The organism is Mariniflexile sp. AS56 (genome assembly GCF_030552475.1).
Taxonomy (GTDB): Bacteria; Bacteroidota; Bacteroidia; order Flavobacteriales; family Flavobacteriaceae; genus Mariniflexile.
This window is the reverse complement of the sequence record NZ_JAUPED010000004.1, coordinates 272,900-292,170: the sequence shown is the minus strand read 5'-3', so window position 1 is coordinate 292,170 and position 19,271 is coordinate 272,900. Positions and strand designations below refer to the sequence as shown.

Below are 19,271 nucleotides of genomic sequence, written 5' to 3'. Positions count from 1 at the left end.
ATTTAATAGCCAATGTAACTAATATTGAAAATTATTTAAAAAAGTTTTGAATGGTTGTTAAAAATAAAGCGGCATTATTTAAGTTGTTTATGGAAGGAGAACTTAAATAAGTTTGGAGTCCTAATAGCGATTCGATGCTCTTTATGGTATTATAGCCGGTGCCAAAATCTTTAAAAGAGTTCGATGTTATTGGAGTATTTAGTATTTCATTAATTTCATGATGTCTCGTATCTTTTTTGATGGCAGTATATAAATCATCTAAAATAGCTTCGGGACCTTCTAAAATTTGAAAGAATTTGTTGTTTTTTGCAACCAGCACTCCCTTAATTTTATGGCTATTGTTATTTAGTCTCGTTTCATGAAATAGCATTTCTAGTTTAAACGCATGAATGTTTTGCGTATATATGCTGGTGTAACAAATTGTTTTAATCATTGATTGTTGAAATAAATAATGTTGCTAATTTATGGGGGAGAATTATTGTTTGAATATACAAATTAAAAAATAAACCCCCGGTAATCAGCCGAGGGTTCTTTCATCAATCAAAAAACGAACAGTTATGTGTAACTGTTTGTTACTGGTATTTGGTCGTAAAAAAAATACTAACCTAAATATGTTTTTAATATTTTACTTCTAGAAGTATGTTTCAGTCTTCTAATCGCTTTTTCTTTAATTTGGCGTACACGCTCACGTGTTAAATCGAAAGTTTCTCCAATTTCTTCAAGAGTCATTGGGTGTTGGTTTCCTAAACCAAAATATAAACGAATCACGTCAGCCTCACGAGGTGTAAGTGTTTCTAAAGCACGCTCTATTTCAGTACGTAAAGATTCGTGTAATAATTCTCTATCTGGGTTAGGCGATTCACCACTGTTTAATACATCATATAAGTTAGAATCTTCACCTTCAACTAAGGGCGCATCCATACTTACGTGACGCCCCGAGTTTTTCATAGACTCCTTAACATCGTTAATAGTCATGTCTAACTCTTTTGCAATTTCTTCAGCACTTGGTGGACGCTCATGACTTTGTTCTAAAAACGCAAATGTTTTATTAATTTTATTAATAGAACCAATTTTGTTTAAAGGCAAACGTACAATACGAGATTGTTCAGCCAATGCTTGAAGGATGGATTGACGAATCCACCAAACGGCATACGATATAAATTTAAAACCACGAGTTTCATCAAAACGTTGTGCGGCCTTAATTAAACCTAAATTACCTTCATTAATTAAATCGGGTAATGTTAAACCTTGATTTTGGTATTGCTTAGCTACCGATACAACGAAACGTAAATTCGCTTTTGTCAACTTTTCTAAAGCTAGTTGGTCACCGGCTTTAATACGTTGTGCTAATTCTACTTCTTCGTCTGCAGTAATTAAGTCAACTTTTCCAATTTCTTGAAGATATTTGTCTAGCGAGGCGGTTTCTCTGTTGGTAACCTGCTTCGTGATTTTAAGTTGTCTCATCTAAAGTTCTCCTGTAAGTTTTAAAATGAATATTGTTATTCAATAGTTATACGTTGTGGTATTAATAAATGTTACAAAAATTTTAAATTATTTTTGTATTTCTTTTTTTATGACCCTTATAAATTGAAAAAGTCACACATTTTAAGTGGATTTTTTAAGAATTATGCGCATGCTTCTTTAAAGGCTTTATATTTTTTATGAGTCAAATATAAAACGGCTCTTCTTCTATTTTAAGTAAGTTGGTTCTAAATTTTAATTAATGATTTGCTAGTAAGGTTGGTAGCTTCTAACATTTCTTGAGTAAAGGCATAATGTCCACGCGTAGTTATGAGTTTAAATTTGGACGATTTTAAACGGCTTAGTGCGTTTAGAAATAACCATTTCGATTTTAATAAATTTGGTTTTTCAGATTTTAAACTGATGTCGAAATAATGTTTTCTACCTTCTTTATCGGCGACAATATCTGGGGTAATACTAATAGTACTTCCTGATTTTTTATATGATTTCGGTGTTTCATACCCTTCCGTATCGGCTTTTATGTTTTCGAAGCCGCGGTTTTCTAAATAGGTAATAGAGTTCTCTAAAATGTCTGAATATTTTGCTTTGTCTTCCTGTATCATAACTTATAATATACTGAAAATAAGCTTAAAAGCAAGTTTTTAACAAGGTTTAACGTTTTGTGGTCACGCTAAGTTTTATGTTTTCCTTCAATATAATTCATAAAAAAGCCTGTTTCAAATTTTGAAACAGGCTTTAGTAAAATATAGATTCTAAAAAACTTAATCGTCTTTTCTATCTTCTCTAGGTTTTCTATCGTCACGACGGTTATCGCGTCCACGATTATCTCTACCTCTGTTATCACGTCCACCACGATCGTTATTATCTCTTGGTGGTCTTGCAACATAACCTTCTGGTTTTTCTAATAAAGCTTTACGAGATACTTTTTCTTTACGTGTTTTTGGATCGGTTCCAAAATACTTCACGTTAAAAACATCACCCATATTAACTACGTCACTTACATTTTCAGTACGTTCCCAAGCTAATTCGCTTACGTGTAATAAAACTTCATTTCCTGGCGCATCCATATATTCTACAACTGCTCCAAAATCTAACATTTTAATTACTTTCACTTCGTAAGTTCCACCAACAGATGGTTTAAACATTAACGAATCAATTTTAGTTAAAACAGCATCGATACCCTCTTGGTTAGTACCTAGAATCTCAACAATACCTTCTTCCGTAATTGGGTCTTCATTAATAACAATAGTGGTCTTAGTAGCTTTTTGTAATTCTTGAATTACTTTTCCACCAGGTCCAATTAATGCACCAATAAATTCGTTTGGTATAACACGAGTTACCATTTTAGGAGCGTGAGGTTTCACGTCTGCATTTGGTTCTGTTATTGTTTCGGCAATTTTACCTAAAATATGTAAACGACCTGCACGTGCTTGTTTTAATGCATTCACTAAAATTTCATAAGGCAAGCCTTTAATTTTAATGTCCATTTGGCATGCTGTAATACCTTCCGTTGTTCCTGTAACTTTAAAGTCCATATCTCCTAAGTGATCTTCATCACCTAAAATATCAGACAATACTGCGTAACGATCACCATCAGAAATTAATCCCATAGCAATACCAGAAACTGGTCTTATCATTTGAACTCCAGCATCCATTAAAGCCATAGTACCAGCACAAACAGTTGCCATAGAAGAAGAACCGTTAGATTCTAATACTTCAGATACAACTCTTACTGTATAAGGACAATCTGTAGGGATCATTCCTTTTAAACCACGTTGAGCTAAATTTCCATGACCAACTTCTCTACGAGACGTTCCTCTTAATGGTCTAGCTTCACCTGTACAAAAAGGAGGGAAGTTATAATGTAAATAGAATGTCTCTTCACCTTCGTAAGATGGCATGTCTATTTTGTTAGCTTCTCTTGAAGTTCCTAAAGTAACGGTTGCTAATGCTTGCGTTTCACCTCTAGTAAAAATAGCAGAACCGTGTACAGATGGTAAGTAATCTACCTCAGACCAAATTGGTCTAATCTCATCTGTTTTACGTCCGTCTAAACGTAAACCTTCAGCCAACGTTAATTCACGAACCGCTTCTTTTTCTGCTTTACTGTAGTAGCCTCCAACAAGGTGACCAAATTCAGCCATTTCTTCTTCTGTAAAGGAAGCTTTAACTTCTTCTTTTACTTCGGCGAATGCAGCGCTACGTTCTGCTTTAGAAGTTCCTTGCTTAGCAATAGCGTAACATTTATCATAAGTTAAATCATGAATTCTTTTTGCTAATTCTGCGTTTTCTTCTGCAGTAGCGTATTCACGAGTTTCTTTTTTACCAAAAGCTTCTGCTAAACGCAATTGAGCGGCAATTTGAAGTTTGATCGCTTCGTGAGCGAATTTAATAGCATCAGCCATTTCTTCTTCAGAAATCTCGTCCATTTCACCTTCAACCATCATCACAGAATCAGCTGAAGCACCAATCATCATGTCAATGTCAGACTCTTCTAATTGAGCACGTGTTGGGTTAATAATGAATTCACCATTAATACGACCAACTCTAGCTTCAGAGATAGCGCATTCAAATGGGAAATCTGATAATTGAATAGCAGCAGAAGCAGCTAAACCAGCCATAGCCTCAGGCATAACATCATCATCATGAGACATTAACTGAATCATCACCTGCGTTTCTGCATGGTAATCTTTAGGGAATAATGGGCGTAAAACACGGTCAACAAGACGCATTGTTAATACTTCACCATCACTAGGTCTTGCTTCTCTTTTGAAGAAACCACCTGGGTAACGTCCAGAAGCTGCAAACTTTTCTCTGTAATCTACCGTTAACGGTAAAAAGTCAACATCACTTTGTTTGTAGTTGGAAACAACTGTACACAAAAGCATACATTTTCCAGATTGTACAACAACAGACCCATGAGCCTGTTTTGCTAATTTTCCTGTTTCGATGGAAATTGTGCGGCCATCACCAAGGTCTATAACCTCTTTAAAAACTTTTGGAATCATAAATTTTTTTAATTCTAATTAAACAATGGTCGTTGCGTTGTTGTGTGTAGTTGTTGTGTGACCAATGAAAAACAATAATAAGCTTCTTCAATTCGAATTTTTATACTCGTTTCGCTAGAGTTATTTTATATGGGCGTTTCCCTTTCGGGTCGGGCTTTTCGTTACAAGTCCTCGCTCGTACCTCGCTGTGGGCTTTTCACTGCAATCCCTAACGCAAAAACAAAAAAGAGGCTGAAAAGCCTCTTTTTATTTATTTTCTTAATCCTAATTCTTTTACTATAGCACGATATCTTAAGACATCTTTCTTAGTTAAGTAATCTAGTAAGCTTCTTCTTTTACCAACTAATTTTACTAATGAACGCTCTGTGTTAAAGTCTTTACGATTCTTTTTTAAGTGTCCAGTTAAGTGGTTAATTCTGTAAGTGAATAATGCAATTTGTCCTTCTGCAGAACCTGTGTCTTTAGCACCTTTACCATGTTTGGTGAAGATAGCTTCAATTTCTTTTTGATCTAAATACATTCTAATATTATTGTAAATAATTGTTATGTAAACGAAAGTGTCTCTTTCGAGCTGCAAATATAATGAATAAATTTCTGTTAATATTAATAACAGGGAATTCTTTTTAGACGCAATAATTGTCATCTAAATACTCGTGTGTTTTGAAGAAAAATAGTATATTTATTGATGTGTAATTCATATCCTCTATATATGCCGGAAAGTTTGAGTCTTATTAAAGACAAGTTGTTTGAGAATATTTTTAATTTTGCCCATGGTGGAATCGCTATTTTGAGCACGAAAGGGAAATGGATAAAAGTGAATCAAAGTGTTGTTAAGTGTCTGGGGTATTCAGAGGAAGAACTTTACCAACTTTCATTTCAAGACATCACTCATAAAGATGATTTGGATAGTGACTTAGGGCACATGCGTTCGCTTATATCAGGGAAAACCGATAATTATCAGATAGAAAAACGTTATTTCCGTAAAAATGGCAGTATCGTTTGGACATTGCTATCGGTATCCTTGGTGAGAGATGTTGATGGGCGTCCTTTATATTTTATATCGCAAATTCATGACATTTCAAAACAGAATGAAGATAAGAGTCGATTAGGAGCTTTACTTAGAGTAGCCAAAGAACAAAATAATAGGTTGTCTAGTTTTGCCGACATTATTACACACAATTTACGTACACATGCTTCCAATTTATTAACTCTTTTTGATTTTATAGAGGAGGAATATCAATTGTTAGTTAAAGGGGAAAACTTCGGTTTGCTTAAAGAGTCTATAAATAATCTAGATGAAACAGTGTCTCATTTGGCTGAAGTTGCTAAAATAAAATCGATTGAGGAGTGTAAAATTGAATCCCTTAACTTAAGTGTCTTTGTAAGGCATGCTCTGTATAATGTAAGTGCCCTAGCTAAAAATATAAATTGTACCATAGAAAATCATATTTGTGAACATCATAAAGTGAAAGCAGTACCTGCGTTTTTGGACAGTATTATTTTAAATTTTTTAACAAACGCCATAAAATATCGTTCAGACTGTAGAGGTTGTATTATTAAATTAAGTAGTGAAATTATAAATGAGTTTGTTGTATTTCATATTGAAGATAATGGCTTAGGGATAGATTTAGAGAAATATGGAGATAACCTATTTCAAATGTATAAAACCTTCCATAGAAATAAAGATGCTTTAGGTGTTGGGTTGTTTATAACCAAAAACCATATTGAATCTTTAGGAGGTTGTGTGGATGTGAAAAGTGAAGTGGATAAAGGGACTACCTTTTCAGTTTATTTAAAATCAGCTTAGCCCTGTTTTAATTAAGCAAAAATGATATAAAATAAAAAAGCCTTACTAATTTAATTTAGTAAGGCTTTTTTTATTTTGAAATTATGCTCTTAATGGTTGATTCGTAATTAAATCAACATATTGATTCACTCTGTCTTTTAAATCCTTTCTTAATGTGATAAAATCTAAGAAACCGTGTTCTAGTAAAAACTCTGATGTTTGGAAACCGTCTGGTAAATCTTTACCTGTAGTATCTTTTACAACACGTGGACCTGCAAAACCAATTAAAGCACCAGGTTCAGCAATGTTAATATCGCCTAACATCGCAAATGATGCAGTAGTACCTCCCGTTGTTGGGTCTGTACATAATGAGATGTAAGGAATACCAGCATCTGCTAATTGTGCTAGTTTTACAGATGTTTTTGCTAACTGCATAAGCGATAACGCTGCTTCCATCATTCTGGCGCCACCAGATTTAGAAATAATCATTAATGGTATGTTGTTTTCTAATGAATGATTAGCTGCACGTGCAATTTTTTCACCCACAACACTTCCCATAGAACCTCCAATAAATGCAAAATCCATACAAGCTACTACCAAATCTTTACCCTTAGATTTGCCAACGCCAACGCGTATTGCGTCTTTTAGATTTGTTTTTTCTTGTGCAGATTTTAAACGGTCTGGATATTTTTTAGTGTCAACGAATTTTAATGGATCTTTAGATTCTAAATTAGCATCTAATTCTTTAAATTTATTATCATCAAAAAGAATTTCGAAGTATTCTTTACTTCCTATACGTACGTGGTAACCATCTTCAGGACTTACATAAAAGTTCTTTTCAAGTTCATCTGTATCGACAATTTTTCCAGTAGGAGATTTGTACCAAAGTCCTCTAGGGGTGTCTTTCTTTTCCTCTGTTGTAGTTGTTATTCCTTTTGTTTTTCTTTTAAACCAAGACATAGTGATTTACAATTTATAGTTTACGATTTTCAGATTTAAAAAATCTTATACATCGGTATTAGCGTTAAGCTGGTTACCATGTTCTTTTATATAACACTTTAGGTGAAAATAAAAAGCCAAAGCAAAAAGCCTGACTACAAAATTAAGGCTTTATTTTAATTTTGTGTAACCCGAATACCTTTTTTATTTCCGAAATACTTTTTCTGCTTTTTACTAGGCATATATAAATGAAAAAATCCTGCATAAAGCAGGATTTTTATATATTATAAATAATCAACGATTATTATAGTGTATTTACGTTGTTTAGATCTTCAAAAGCTTGTTTTAAACGATCGATAAAAGTCACCTCACCAGCACGTAACCAAACACGTGGGTCATAGTGTTTTTTATTTGGAGAATCATCACCATCAGGGCTACCAATTTGAGCTTTTAAGTATTCAGATTTAGATCCCATATAATCACGGATACCTTCCATGAATGCATATTGTAAATCTGTGTCAATGTTCATTTTAATAACACCGTAGCTAATACCTTCACGAATTTCTTCAACTGTAGATCCAGAACCACCGTGGAATACAAAATCGATATGGTTATGACCTACACCGTATTTTTCAGAGATAAAATCTTGAGAATTTTTTAAGATTTTCGGAGTTAATTTTACGTTTCCTGGTTTGTAAACACCATGAACGTTTCCAAAAGCAGCAGCAATAGTGAATTGGTCACTTACTTTACTTAATTCTTCATAAGCATAAGCGACTTCTTCTGGTTGTGTGTATAATTTAGAATCATCTACATCGCTATTATCAACACCATCTTCTTCACCACCTGTAATACCAAGTTCAATTTCTAAAGTCATTCCCATTTTGCTCATACGCTCTAAATAGGTTTTGCAAATAGCTATGTTTTCTTCAATTGGCTCTTCAGAAAGGTCAATCATATGTGAGCTGAAAAGAGATTTTCCAGTTTCAGCGAAATGTTTTTCACTAGCGTCTAATAAACCATCAATCCAAGGTAAAAGTTTTTTAGCACAGTGGTCTGTATGTAAAATAACTGGAACACCGTATGCTTCAGCTAAAGTATGTACATGTTTTGCTCCAGCAACAGCTCCAGCAATCGCTGCTTTTTGACCGTCGTTATTTAAGCCTTTTCCAGCATTAAATTGTGCGCCACCGTTTGAAAATTGAATAATTACAGGTGCATTTAATGATGCAGCAGTTTCTAATACACCATTAATGGTATCTGAACCTATTACGTTTACAGCAGGTAAAGCAAATCCTTTTTCTTTAGCAAGTTTAAAAATGGCTTGCACTTCTTGTCCTGTAGCAACGCCTGGTTTTATGTTATGTCCCATAATTATTAGTTATTTTAATTTTAGATTGTAAGTTTCAAAAGTAATCAATTTTTAAATCATTTTTAGTGTTTTTTCGGGTTGAAACCACTAAAAAAGTACTAAAACGTTATAGTATGTCTGGAATGATTTAAAGCTTAAAACGGATAGTTAATACCGATGTTATAAACAGCATTAGAAAAATTATAGTCGTTAAACCAACGGTTTTGGTCTTGGTAAGAAGGGTCGTAGGTTTTAAAACCAACATCAAAACGGAAGATGAAAAAACTGAAATCATAGCGCAAACCAAAACCAGAACCTACAGCAATGTCTTTTAAAGAACTCAGGCTTGTAAAGGTGGAGTTTTCATCTGTAACATCATCTAAGGCGTTCCAAATGTTTCCAGCATCCACAAAGAAAGCACCGTTTAAGCTGCCCAATAAATTAAACCGTTGCTCTACACTAAAGGCAAGTTTTAAGTTGGCCTCGTTAAATTCGTTGGTTGAAGCAGAGCTTCCTGGTCCTAAGCGGTAGGCGGTCCAAGCACGATTATCATTCGCGCCTCCAGCAAAGAAACTTTTAGAGAAAGGAATGTTACTTGAGTTGCCATAGGGTATCGCAAAGCCAAAATAACTTCTCGTGGCAAGCACGTTTTTTTTACCTAAACTCCAGTGTTTAACATAATCTAGCTCGGTTTTTACAAACTGAGAATAGGCTACATTGAAAAGCTCGTAGCGGTTGTCAGAATTTTTTTTCTGTCCAACAAGGTCAGATATACTAGAAAGTAAATTTCCTGCTAACTCTAATTTAAAACGGAAAATAGAAAAATCTTCGTCAAACAAATTGGTGCGCTCATCATTCGTTAAGCTGAAACTGGTGGATATAATTAAGTTGTTTTCTGTTAATCTATTTTTACGTTCGTTGATGCTGTTTACGGTGGATAGTTGCGTAGATGAAACTTCAGTCGGCGTTGGTGTATCCAAAACATAGGCTATAAAGGCGTCTGTATCGGTTGGTATGGCCAAATCGATTTCAGTATAATCTAGATCGTAGGCGATGTCATTTAATGAATTGAATGAGTTTTCATAAACTCGAAAATAATTTTCAATATTTAAATTTCTAACATATTGAATATTAAATACATCTAGCCTGTTGGTTACTTTGGTTGAAGGTTGCCAATTGTAATTAAAAATGCCTGTAAACGTTTGTTTATCTAAGCCAATGTTGGTTTGGCTGGTTGTAGCTAAACTAATTCGCGTACTGGGCGACATGTATTTAGGTATGATTTTTTCGGTATTAAAAGGAAAAAAGAATCGGGGTATAGTTAGTTTTAAATCGGCACCAATTTCATTAATATCAAAAAATGGGTCGTCAATATTATTTTTGTCTTTTGATGCGCCAATTGCTCCAATTGCAGACAGCTCTAAAGTTTCGGCACCTCTAAAAACGTTCCGAATCATTAAACTAGGGTTTAATGAGAAGCCAACGGTTTGTATATTACTTTGCGACACATCGGCACTAAAACTTAAACTAAATTTCTTTAAAGGTGTTAGTCTAATCGTGTCTGTTAATGTGTTGTCGGCGTTTTCGGTGTAATCAATATTGGGGTACTTAAAAGTGCGTAACTCGTTAAGGTGTCTATAGGTTAAAGTCCTATCTCTATCTCTAAAAATAGTGTTCGGTGCAATAAAAATAGCATCGGTTAAAGCTTTGGGACGGTACTTAATTTTATTATAGCTAAAAATTTTATAGCCTTTGTATGTAATAGAATCTTGAAACGGTTTGTCTTTGTCTTCAAACGAATAATCGGTTATAATATTAACGTCTTTTATTTTGTAAATTTTAAAAGGAACTCTGCTAACCGAATCTTGAGTTCTAATTGCTCTATTTTGAATTTGAATTTCAACATTTACTTTTTTGTTGGTGCCAATTGTGTCCGTCTCAAAAGTGACATAATCTTGGTTAAAATGGTAAACGCCCGAGTTACGTAACTCGCTGGAAATACGTTCCCGTTCTTGGGCGAAATTTGAAGATCTGTATTGGTCGTACTGTTTAAGTACGCTATTTTTTTTGATTTTTTGATAAAGTGAATCAACAACAGTCGGTTTAATTTTAGCCGAAATGGTGTCGAGAATAAATGCATTGCCGGTCTCTATTTGATACTCCACATCGGCACGTTTGTTCTCGTTTTTGTTAATGTTGTAATTGGCGTCGACATCAAACCAACCGTTATTTATGTAGAAAGCCTTCAATCGTTTTACCGATTTTATAGCCTTGTCTTCACTTACAATTACAGGTGCTTCTCCTGTTTTGCGTAACCAATTATTAAAGCCTATGGAAGATTCTTTTAATTTGTCTAATTGTTTTTTAGATAAGCGTTTTGTTAAACGCTCTCTACGATTTGGTTTTTTATCTAACCAGGCTTCGAATAAAGAATCTCTGTTTTTACGAGCTAAATTATAAACGTGTAAGCGCAAAGGTGTACCAATTACGGGTATTTGGCTGTTAGGCTCTTGGTATAATAAGTTGTTTATTAGTTCGGTTTGGTCTTTTTTACCATTTACATAAACTGTGTTATTAGTAAGTAAATGGTCGTTTTCTCCAACTCGTTTTACGGCATCACAAGATATTAAAAGTGCTGTAAATACTGCTAAAAGTGTTATTTTTGAGACTTGTTGTTTCAAACGAAAAAAAATTAATTCAGGTTATAGGTGTTCTTTGTCTATTTGGTTAAAAAAAATAATGACCTTTGCGGACTCAAAAATACATTATTTTCATTGAAATAAATATTTAAATAATTTGAGATTAATACATTGGTATTTTCATTTCTTTATAAAAAATCATATTAATTAATAAAACGTCATGCTCTCTAAAAGTCAGATAAAACTAATAACGAGTTTAAAGCAAAAAAAATACCGACAACAACATGGTCTTTTTGTTGTTGAAGGCGTTAAAACGATAAAAGAGTTATTACAATCTCATTTGGTTTTACATGCATTATATACGACTGAATCCTTCAATAGTGATGCCAGAAATGAAATTTTAATCAATGAAACCGATTTAAAACGAATTAGTTTTTTAACAACACCCAACACGGCTTTGGCTATTTTTAAAATACCTGCAGAAGAACCGATTGAAGTAAACGGACTTACAGTGGCGCTTGATGCTGTTAGAGATCCTGGGAACTTGGGAACCATCATCAGGCTTTGTGATTGGTTTGGGGTGAAAAATTTGGTGTGTAGTCATGAAACTGTAGACTGTTTTAACCCTAAAGTGGTGCAGGCGACTATGGGGTCTATAACCAGAGTGACTATTAATTATGTTGATTTGGTTGAGTTTTTAAAAGCAACAGAGGTTCCTGTTTATGGTGCCTTTATGGAAGGTGAAAACGTTTATAAGGAACAATTGCCTGAACATGGTATTTTGGTTATGGGTAACGAAGCCAACGGCGTTTCAAAAAAAGTGGAAGCTATTATTACTGATAAAATATCCATTCCAAGATTTGGCGATTTACAAGCAACTGAAAGTTTAAATGTGGCGACTGCGACTGCTATTTTATTGAGCGAATTTAAGAGAAGAGGGTGTTGATTTTCAATGAATAATTGAAAATTAACAATTAAAAATGGGTTGATTGGTTAAAGCTAAGTGCTTTTTGTCTTAAGTCTATTGAAACGTAAAATTAATAAAAACACCTCTGGTTTTCATGCTGTTTACGTTGCTTGTCCAAGGACTGTCTGGGTTTTCGTCACGCACAAGTTCGTCGTTAATTCCAAAAAGACCGCGTATAGAGGGTGTGAATTTAAAATTGTATAAATAGAAGTCTATACCAAAACCTAATTCGTAATATAGGTTGTTTTTGGTAGTTCTAAATTGCCCGTTAGAATTGTCGTTAGGGTTTTCTTCATTACTAGATAAGTTTAAAGCTGTTGAAAAACCGCCCACAATAAAGGGTTTGAAATTATTAACACGCTTGGTTGAAACTTTAAGTAATAAAGGTAGATGTATGTAGGTCGATTTGACCTCACGTATTAAATCGGCTTCAGTAACTGCAGCGCCTTGAAAATAGCTTTGGCTATAATACAATTCGCGGGTTGTAATTAATAAACCAGGTTCTAAACGTAAATCTAAAAACTCGTTAATGCGTAGGTTTCCTATTAAACCTACACTAAAACCAGGGCTTCGTTTTACGTAAATATCACGTAAGTCTTCGTTGTAATCGAAGTTGAAATCATAATTATTAATTCCTAAAAAGTATCCCCAGCGTAATAAGTTATTATCGGTAGTGCCTCTCCCTTGGTTTGCATCATAAGTTACTTTCTCTTTTCTGAATAATTGAGCATCAGAAGATTGTGTGATAAGTAAACATGTTAATAATGCAAAAAAGTATTTCATGTAAGTGTGTTTATTTTTTAACGGACACATGTTGTTCGCAATTAATCATTTCCTTGGGAGATGAAATTTTTAACATGCTCGTTTCATAGTTTTATTTTGACGCTTTGTAAATAGTCGCAACTCCAAAAGTTTGCGGAAAATCTTCAACATTAATAAACCCAATTTTACGTAAAATATTGTTCAAAGCTTCACCATAAGGAAAAACAGATGCCGATTCGCATAAATATTTATAAGCACTTCTATCTTTAGAAAACAGTTTACCTATAAGAGGCAATATGTTTGATGTGTAGAATTTGTAACCTTGTTTGTAAGGGGTTTTTGTTGGGATCGAAGTTTCTAAAATAACAAATGTACCGTTAGGTTTTAGTACTCGATAAATTTCTTTAAGGCCATTTTCAAGTGTTTCGAAGTTACGCACCCCAAAGGCAACGGTAATAGCGTCAAAACTATTATCTTCAAAAGGCATATTTTCACTGTCACCTAAAATCATGTCTATTTTAGATTCTAAAGCTTTCTTCTTGATTTTTACTTTACCAACTTCAAGCATGCCACTACTTATGTCTAAACCAACAATTTTAGTAGCGTTGGTTTCGGCTAGATTTATAGCTAAATCGCCCGTTCCAGTAGCGATATCTAGAATGGTGTCTGGGTTGCTTTCTTTAACAAGCTTAACTACGTTTTTACGCCATTTAATATCTATTCCAAAAGATATCACACGGTTTAACCCGTCGTAATCTCCAGAAATGGTATCAAACATTTTAGTTACCTGTTCTTTTTTTCCTAAATCGCTGTTTTTGTAAGGCTTAATTTTCGACAATGCTCTAATTTTTTGGCAAACCTACATAATTTATTTCTACTTTAAAATATCAATTAAAATCTAAATAGGGTAAAGTGATAAAAATTTCAGCATTTCTAAATCATTTAATTATTACAACTTACACGATTTATTGGTTACATAAAGCTATTTTAATGTGCTAACTCTAAAATATAGTATATTGCAGTCCCTTATTAGGGTGTTTAAAATGAATTTTAATAAATGAAAATAATTATTGCTGGAGCCGGTGAAGTAGGATTTCATTTGGCTAAGTTATTATCTTACGAATCTCAAGAAATTACTTTATTAGATCCCAACAAGGTAAGTTTAGCCTACGCTGATACGCATTTAGATATTAGAGTGATTCGAGGTGATGCCACTTCTATTGCAATTTTAAAAGAAGCGCGTGTAAATACCTGCGATTTATTTATAGCCGTAACATCGAGCGAAACCACGAATATTACTATTTGTGTGTTAGCTAAGCAATTAGGGGCTAAAAAAACCATTGCAAGAATTTCTAATACCGAGTTTATACACCATAAAGAAGAGGTTGGTTTTACAAAATTTGGAATTGATGAGTTGATTTCTCCTGAGGCTTTAGCAGCATCTGAAATTGAATTATCATTAAAACAATCATCCTTTAACGAGAATTACGAGTTTGAAAATGGGGCCTTAACGATGTCAGGTTTAACCCTGTCTAGATCGGCATCCTTTGTTGGTAAAACCGTTAAAGAAGCCGCTGAAATTTTTCCAGAATTACATTTTGTGCCTATTGCGATTCAGCGTTTTGGAACGCAATACACCATCATTCCTCGTGGTGATACCAAGTTTAAACGGGGTGATAATGTTGTTTTTATAACTTCTGAAGGCGGTGGTGATGAACTTTGTAGACTTACCGGAAGAACCAACAAAGCTTTAAAAAATGTGATGATTCTTGGCGGAAGCCAAATAGGTTTTAAAACCGCTAGAGATTTAAGTGAAAAAGGATTTAATGTTAAATTATTGGAAGGCAATAGAGATAGAGCTTTCGAAATTGCTGAAGTTCTCACAAAGGTATTGGTTATTAATAGTGATGGACGAAACGTTGACTTGCTAGAAGAAGAAAATATTCGCGACATGGATGCTTTTATAGCTGTGGGAGGAAATTCTGAAACCAACATTATGTCGTGTTTAGTGGCAAAATCAAAAGGCATAAAAAAAACCATTGCTTTGGTTGAAAATATGGATTATTTCGAGTTATCACATTCTATTGGGATTGATACCTTGGTAAATAAGAAATTATTAGCAGCCAATAATATTTTTAGATATATACGCCGTGGTGAAGTAGTTGCCATGACCAAGCTTAATAATTTAAATGCAGAGTTGCTGGAATTTGAAGTTAAAGGGACATCTGCTGTTTGTAATAAATCTATTAAATCTATCGATTTTCCAAGATCTGCCATTATAGGTGGAGTTATTAGAGATGGTATTGGAATGATTGCTTTGGGCGATTTTAAAATTCAAGAAGGTGATCGCGTAGTCGTGTGTTGCTTGCTTCAATCTATAAAACGAGTCGAAAAATTATTTCTTTAAAAAAAACAAACAGCTACGAAACCCGAAACTCCCGTATATGAAAGGGTGTCGAATTAAAAATAAGATTCGAGATGTCGTTTTAAGTAAAAATATAAATACTATCTAATTGAAACTCAACTATAAAATCATTTTCCACTTTTTAGGATTGCTGTTAGTCTTTAACGGTGGTTTTATGCTGTTAGCGTCTCTTGTAAGTTTTCTTTATAACGATGGTGTGACTTTACAAATATTTTTTGCTGGTCTGTTTACCATCATTATAGGAATTGTAACCATGTTGCTTACTGCCAAGCATAAAAAGGAAATGAATAAGCGTGAAGGTTATATTGTTGTAACCTTTGGTTGGATTATTATGTCCTTGTCGGGTACTTTGCCGTATGTGTTAACAGAAAGTATTCCCACGTTTACGAATGCTTTTTTCGAAACCATGTCTGGGTATACTACCACGGGCGCTTCAATTTTAAACGATATTGAAATATTACCCGAAGGTGTTTTGTTTTGGAGAAGTACCACACACTGGATTGGGGGTATGGGTATTATTGTACTTGCTATCGCTATTTTACCATTATTAGGCATAGGAGGGATGCAGCTTTTTGCAGCCGAGGCACCTGGGCCTAGTGGCGATAAACTACACCCTAGAATTACAGATACAGCCAAACGTTTATGGCTTATTTATTTTGGGTACACTGCAGCGGAAACACTTTTGTTAAAACTAGCAGGAATGTCGTTTTTCGATGCGATCAATCACTCTATGGCAACTTTATCGACAGGAGGGTTTTCAACAAAAAATGCCAGCGTCGCTTATTGGAATAACGAACCTGTTATTCAATACATCATCATATTATTTATGTTTTTGGCGGGGTCAAACTTTGTATTAAGTTATTTTGCTTTTAAAGGACGGGTTCAAAAAATAATTCAAGATGAAGAGTTTAGTCTCTACTTTAAATTTGTAGTTGTTTTTACTGTTATAGCGGCTCTTGTAATTTATTTTCAAGCGGACATCTCAAAATCGACTATAAATCATCCTATGGTTTGGGGAGAAGGTGAAAGTGTTTTTAGGCACGCCTTATTTCAAGTGCTAAGTGTTATTACAACAACCGGTTTTATAAGTGCTGATTATACCTTATGGACACCCTTTTTGGTGGTGTTCTTTTTCGGACTCATGTTTCTTGGTGGTTCTGCAGGGAGTACTTCGGGAGGTGTAAAAGTGGTGCGCCATTTAATACTTATAAAAAATGGTTTTTTAGAATTTAAACGCACGCTGCACCCCAACGCTATTATTCCAGTAAGGTATAATAATAAGGCCATTAATAGGTTTATTGTGTTTAATGTGTTAGCCTTTTTTATTCTGTATATGCTATCGTTTATTATAGGGGCTTTGGTGTTTTCGATGTTTAATATAGATTTTGAATCGGCTATAGGTTTGTCTGCTTCCAGTTTAGGGAATATTGGTCCTGCGCTAGGTAATTTCGGACCTGTAAATAATTATGCGGCTTTGCCACCGTTGGCACAGTGGTGGTCGTCGTTCTTAATGCTTATTGGGCGTTTAGAATTGTTTACGGTACTTATTTTATTCACACCTTTCTTTTGGCGTAATAGATAGTTTCTTGTCATTCCTGCGACGGCAGGAATTACATTGTTTTATGTTGTGTAATACTTGAAGGTTTTCCAAGCGGGGAGTTTTACCTGTTGATGGTTTTGGCTCACTGTGTTTTATAGCAAAAGAGCTAACCGTTTCGAAGTCAAGTTGTTTTTACTTTTATAGGCTAATACAAACGGGGCTGGATTTCTGAATTTAATTTTCCATGAGTAAATGTTTGAAAACAAAAATGTATATTTGAAAACATTTCGTACAGATATGAGCTTAAATCGAAAAATGGGAATCATTTTGTTAATAGTGGGAATAAGTATTGGATTATTAACTGTTGTTGCGGCTGTTATAAGTTATAAAACAGGAGTGTCTGATAAAAATGATAATGAAGATCGTGATCGCAAAATTGATTTGCTTTTAAAAGTTGCCTATATGGATGATTCTGATCCAATGAAAAAACAATTTTTAGCACAAATTAAGTCTTTAAGCGAAGCAGAAGATGATGAAATTGCTAATATTCTTAACGACTCTTATTTAGAAGGAAGGGGATTGCTCGAGAAAGCATTATCATATTATATTGCTGATGACTATTTTAAATCGTTAGGAGTGTTTGAATATATTCGGAGTAACACCAAAGATGATTATGAATTAGCAATTAGTGATTCATTTATAGGTAGAATTTATTTAAATAATATTCTTGAAAAGGGAGTAAAGCCAGAAACTTATTTCATCGAGGCGCTTAGTCTTTTCAACAAGTACAATTTGGATACTGAAATATTTCTTATTCAAAAAGCAGAAATTCATACTGATTTAGGTATTCTTTATAAGCAAAAAGGGGAAATAGAAAAAGCTAGAGAGCAATACGATTATTCTTTGAATTTGTATAAAAGATTAAATTTTTTGTATTCAGGAAAGTATAATATTAATATAGGAAAACAATATCAGAATATCTATAGCTTGTATAGTGGCTATAATAAATTTTATGATTCATTATTATTAGAAGCCTATGATTTTAAAAAAAAGGCATATGAAGCTGAAAACAACTATGTTTCAAGTTACTTAAATACCATAAGTAGTTTAGGTAAGTTGTATGTGAAGCAAGGAGAATTTAATCAAGCTCGAACTTATTTTGATGAGGGAGAAGAATTGATTAATGCAGTTAGTAATAAAGATTATTTAGGAGAAGATTTTTTATTTATTGTAATTGCTTTTTATATCAATTTTAATGACTACTATTCTTTGATATTCTATAATACTAATAATAGTGATGATTTAAAATTAGCTAAATTTTATTTAGAAAAAGCTGAGCAGGAATTTAAAAGTTTTAAAAACATAGAGGGGCCTAAAATATTAAGGGTTTATGCTGCTTGTTTATATGGTTTAGGGCTTGTTAATTATAATTTAAATATTTATGATAAATCTTTGGAATATTATGAGAAGTCTAAAAAAGTTAGAATTAGTTTAATTGATAGTGAAAATAGAAAAGGAGTTTTTGAAATAGAACTTGCGCATGTGTATTATGGTTTGGCTAAATTGTTTGACAATAAGAGTTTTGTGAATTATGATAAATATAAGGCTGAATTTTATGCAAAAAATGCGATCGACATATATGTGAATTTTGTAAATGTTGATGTCAGTCTAGGAGATTATATAGATAGTATGGAACTCATTATAAATAATTAATCTGTATCTAAGTGTTTATTAATTCGAGAGAAGCCAATTTTATATAAAGGAGAAAGATGCTTTTCGTTTTCAAACAAGTTCTATAAGTTCACACCACCATTTTGTAACATTTTTATAAAATTAGCTACTTATATATAAAGCAGCTTTTTTTAGTTTGATTGAGAATACCTGAGATTAATAGTATCTTTTGTTGTTTGATAAATCAATTATGTTTCATTTTAAAACTTAGAAATTATGGGTGGAGAAGGTGCTATGATGGCGGCAATGAATTCGTTAAAAAATAACCGAAGTCTTTTAACAAAACGAAAAGATAACAGTGCTTTAGAAGGGAGTTATTCAAATATCGAATTAAAAGAATTCCCTAAAGCGACTGCAGTTCAATTAGAAAATATAAAAAAGCGTATTCAAATTAAGAATCGACAAAATAGAATTCGGCAACTAGTTGCTGTTAGTGTTTTCTTGTCCGTAGTAATAGCGTTCTTAATCTACATCAAATAAATAAATTCAAGCCACTTTAAATAGGTGGCTTTTTTATTCCAAAATAATCAGTTTCTTAAAATTCTATAATAATCTATAAAAATTGTGTAACCATACATCTTTACTGCTAGCCTACCTTTGTGTCAAAGAGTAAAGCGCTCTTATAACTTATTAAATAACGA

At 33.4% G+C, this 19,271-nt stretch carries 16 protein-coding genes; 6 read left to right on the top strand and 10 right to left on the bottom strand.

Annotated elements, in window-relative coordinates; all coding sequences use genetic code 11:
* Positions 1 to 31 precede the first annotated feature (31 nt).
* The 5 genes from Q5N74_RS07090 to rpsO form a co-directional block, all read right to left on the bottom strand.
* On the bottom strand, positions 32 to 433 hold the full coding sequence (locus Q5N74_RS07090) for a BLUF domain-containing protein (RefSeq protein WP_304388044.1): 402 nt from the start codon (positions 431 to 433) through the stop codon (positions 32 to 34).
* Positions 434 to 600: 167 nt separating this feature from the next.
* Positions 601 to 1,464, bottom strand: coding sequence for an RNA polymerase sigma factor RpoD/SigA (locus Q5N74_RS07085; RefSeq protein WP_072402889.1), 864 nt, complete (start codon positions 1,462 to 1,464; stop codon positions 601 to 603).
* Between the two features lie 245 nt (positions 1,465 to 1,709).
* A complete protein-coding gene (locus Q5N74_RS07080; RefSeq protein ID WP_304388043.1) occupies positions 1,710 to 2,084 on the bottom strand; it encodes a hypothetical protein in 375 nt (124 codons plus the stop codon).
* Between the two features lie 159 nt (positions 2,085 to 2,243).
* Positions 2,244 to 4,490 carry a polyribonucleotide nucleotidyltransferase gene (locus Q5N74_RS07075; RefSeq protein WP_304388042.1) on the bottom strand — a complete coding sequence of 749 codons (2,247 nt, stop codon included), beginning with the start codon at positions 4,488 to 4,490 and terminating at the stop codon, positions 2,244 to 2,246.
* A 250-nt stretch (positions 4,491 to 4,740) separates the two neighbouring features.
* Positions 4,741 to 5,010, bottom strand: coding sequence for a 30S ribosomal protein S15 (rpsO, locus tag Q5N74_RS07070; RefSeq protein ID WP_304388041.1), 270 nt, complete (start codon positions 5,008 to 5,010; stop codon positions 4,741 to 4,743).
* A 189-nt stretch (positions 5,011 to 5,199) separates the two neighbouring features.
* On the opposite strand from rpsO, the gene Q5N74_RS07065 reads away from it, so the two are divergent.
* Entirely contained in the window at positions 5,200 to 6,297 is a 1,098-nt protein-coding gene (locus tag Q5N74_RS07065; RefSeq protein ID WP_304388040.1) for a PAS domain S-box protein, read from the top strand.
* Between the two features lie 81 nt (positions 6,298 to 6,378).
* On the opposite strand, the gene accD is transcribed toward Q5N74_RS07065, so the two are convergent.
* The 3 genes from accD to Q5N74_RS07050 all read right to left on the bottom strand — a co-directional run bounded on the left by accD (position 6,379) and on the right by Q5N74_RS07050 (position 11,247).
* A complete protein-coding gene (gene accD / locus Q5N74_RS07060) occupies positions 6,379 to 7,236 on the bottom strand; it encodes an acetyl-CoA carboxylase, carboxyltransferase subunit beta (RefSeq protein ID WP_304388039.1) in 858 nt (285 codons plus the stop codon).
* A 283-nt stretch (positions 7,237 to 7,519) separates the two neighbouring features.
* On the bottom strand, positions 7,520 to 8,587 hold the full coding sequence (gene fbaA, locus Q5N74_RS07055; RefSeq protein ID WP_304388038.1) for a class II fructose-bisphosphate aldolase: 1,068 nt from the start codon (positions 8,585 to 8,587) through the stop codon (positions 7,520 to 7,522).
* A 134-nt stretch (positions 8,588 to 8,721) separates the two neighbouring features.
* Positions 8,722 to 11,247, bottom strand: coding sequence for a BamA/TamA family outer membrane protein (locus Q5N74_RS07050; protein ID WP_304388037.1), 2,526 nt, complete (start codon positions 11,245 to 11,247; stop codon positions 8,722 to 8,724).
* Positions 11,248 to 11,425: 178 nt separating this feature from the next.
* Between Q5N74_RS07050 and Q5N74_RS07045 the strand changes: the two genes are divergently transcribed.
* Positions 11,426 to 12,151 carry an RNA methyltransferase gene (locus Q5N74_RS07045; RefSeq protein WP_304388036.1) on the top strand — a complete coding sequence of 242 codons (726 nt, stop codon included), beginning with the start codon at positions 11,426 to 11,428 and terminating at the stop codon, positions 12,149 to 12,151.
* 75 nt (positions 12,152 to 12,226) lie between these two features.
* On the opposite strand, the gene Q5N74_RS07040 is transcribed toward Q5N74_RS07045, so the two are convergent.
* Entirely contained in the window at positions 12,227 to 12,955 is a 729-nt protein-coding gene (locus tag Q5N74_RS07040; RefSeq protein WP_304388035.1) for a porin family protein, read from the bottom strand.
* A gap of 91 nt (positions 12,956 to 13,046) precedes the next feature.
* Complete coding sequence (ubiE, locus tag Q5N74_RS07035; protein WP_304388034.1) at positions 13,047 to 13,772, bottom strand: bifunctional demethylmenaquinone methyltransferase/2-methoxy-6-polyprenyl-1,4-benzoquinol methylase UbiE; 726 nt, start codon at positions 13,770 to 13,772, stop codon at positions 13,047 to 13,049.
* A 219-nt stretch (positions 13,773 to 13,991) separates the two neighbouring features.
* Between ubiE and trkA the strand changes: the two genes are divergently transcribed.
* The 4 genes from trkA to Q5N74_RS07015 all read left to right on the top strand — a co-directional run bounded on the left by trkA (position 13,992) and on the right by Q5N74_RS07015 (position 19,110).
* A complete protein-coding gene (gene trkA / locus Q5N74_RS07030; RefSeq protein WP_304388033.1) occupies positions 13,992 to 15,341 on the top strand; it encodes a Trk system potassium transporter TrkA in 1,350 nt (449 codons plus the stop codon).
* 106 nt (positions 15,342 to 15,447) lie between these two features.
* Complete coding sequence (locus Q5N74_RS07025; protein ID WP_304388032.1) at positions 15,448 to 16,941, top strand: TrkH family potassium uptake protein; 1,494 nt, start codon at positions 15,448 to 15,450, stop codon at positions 16,939 to 16,941.
* Positions 16,942 to 17,151: 210 nt separating this feature from the next.
* Positions 17,152 to 18,612 (top strand): hypothetical protein, encoded by a 1,461-nt coding sequence (locus Q5N74_RS07020; RefSeq protein WP_304388031.1) that lies wholly within the window; start codon positions 17,152 to 17,154, stop codon positions 18,610 to 18,612.
* 234 nt (positions 18,613 to 18,846) lie between these two features.
* Positions 18,847 to 19,110, top strand: coding sequence for a hypothetical protein (locus Q5N74_RS07015; protein WP_304388030.1), 264 nt, complete (start codon positions 18,847 to 18,849; stop codon positions 19,108 to 19,110).
* Positions 19,111 to 19,271: the final 161 nt, after the last annotated feature.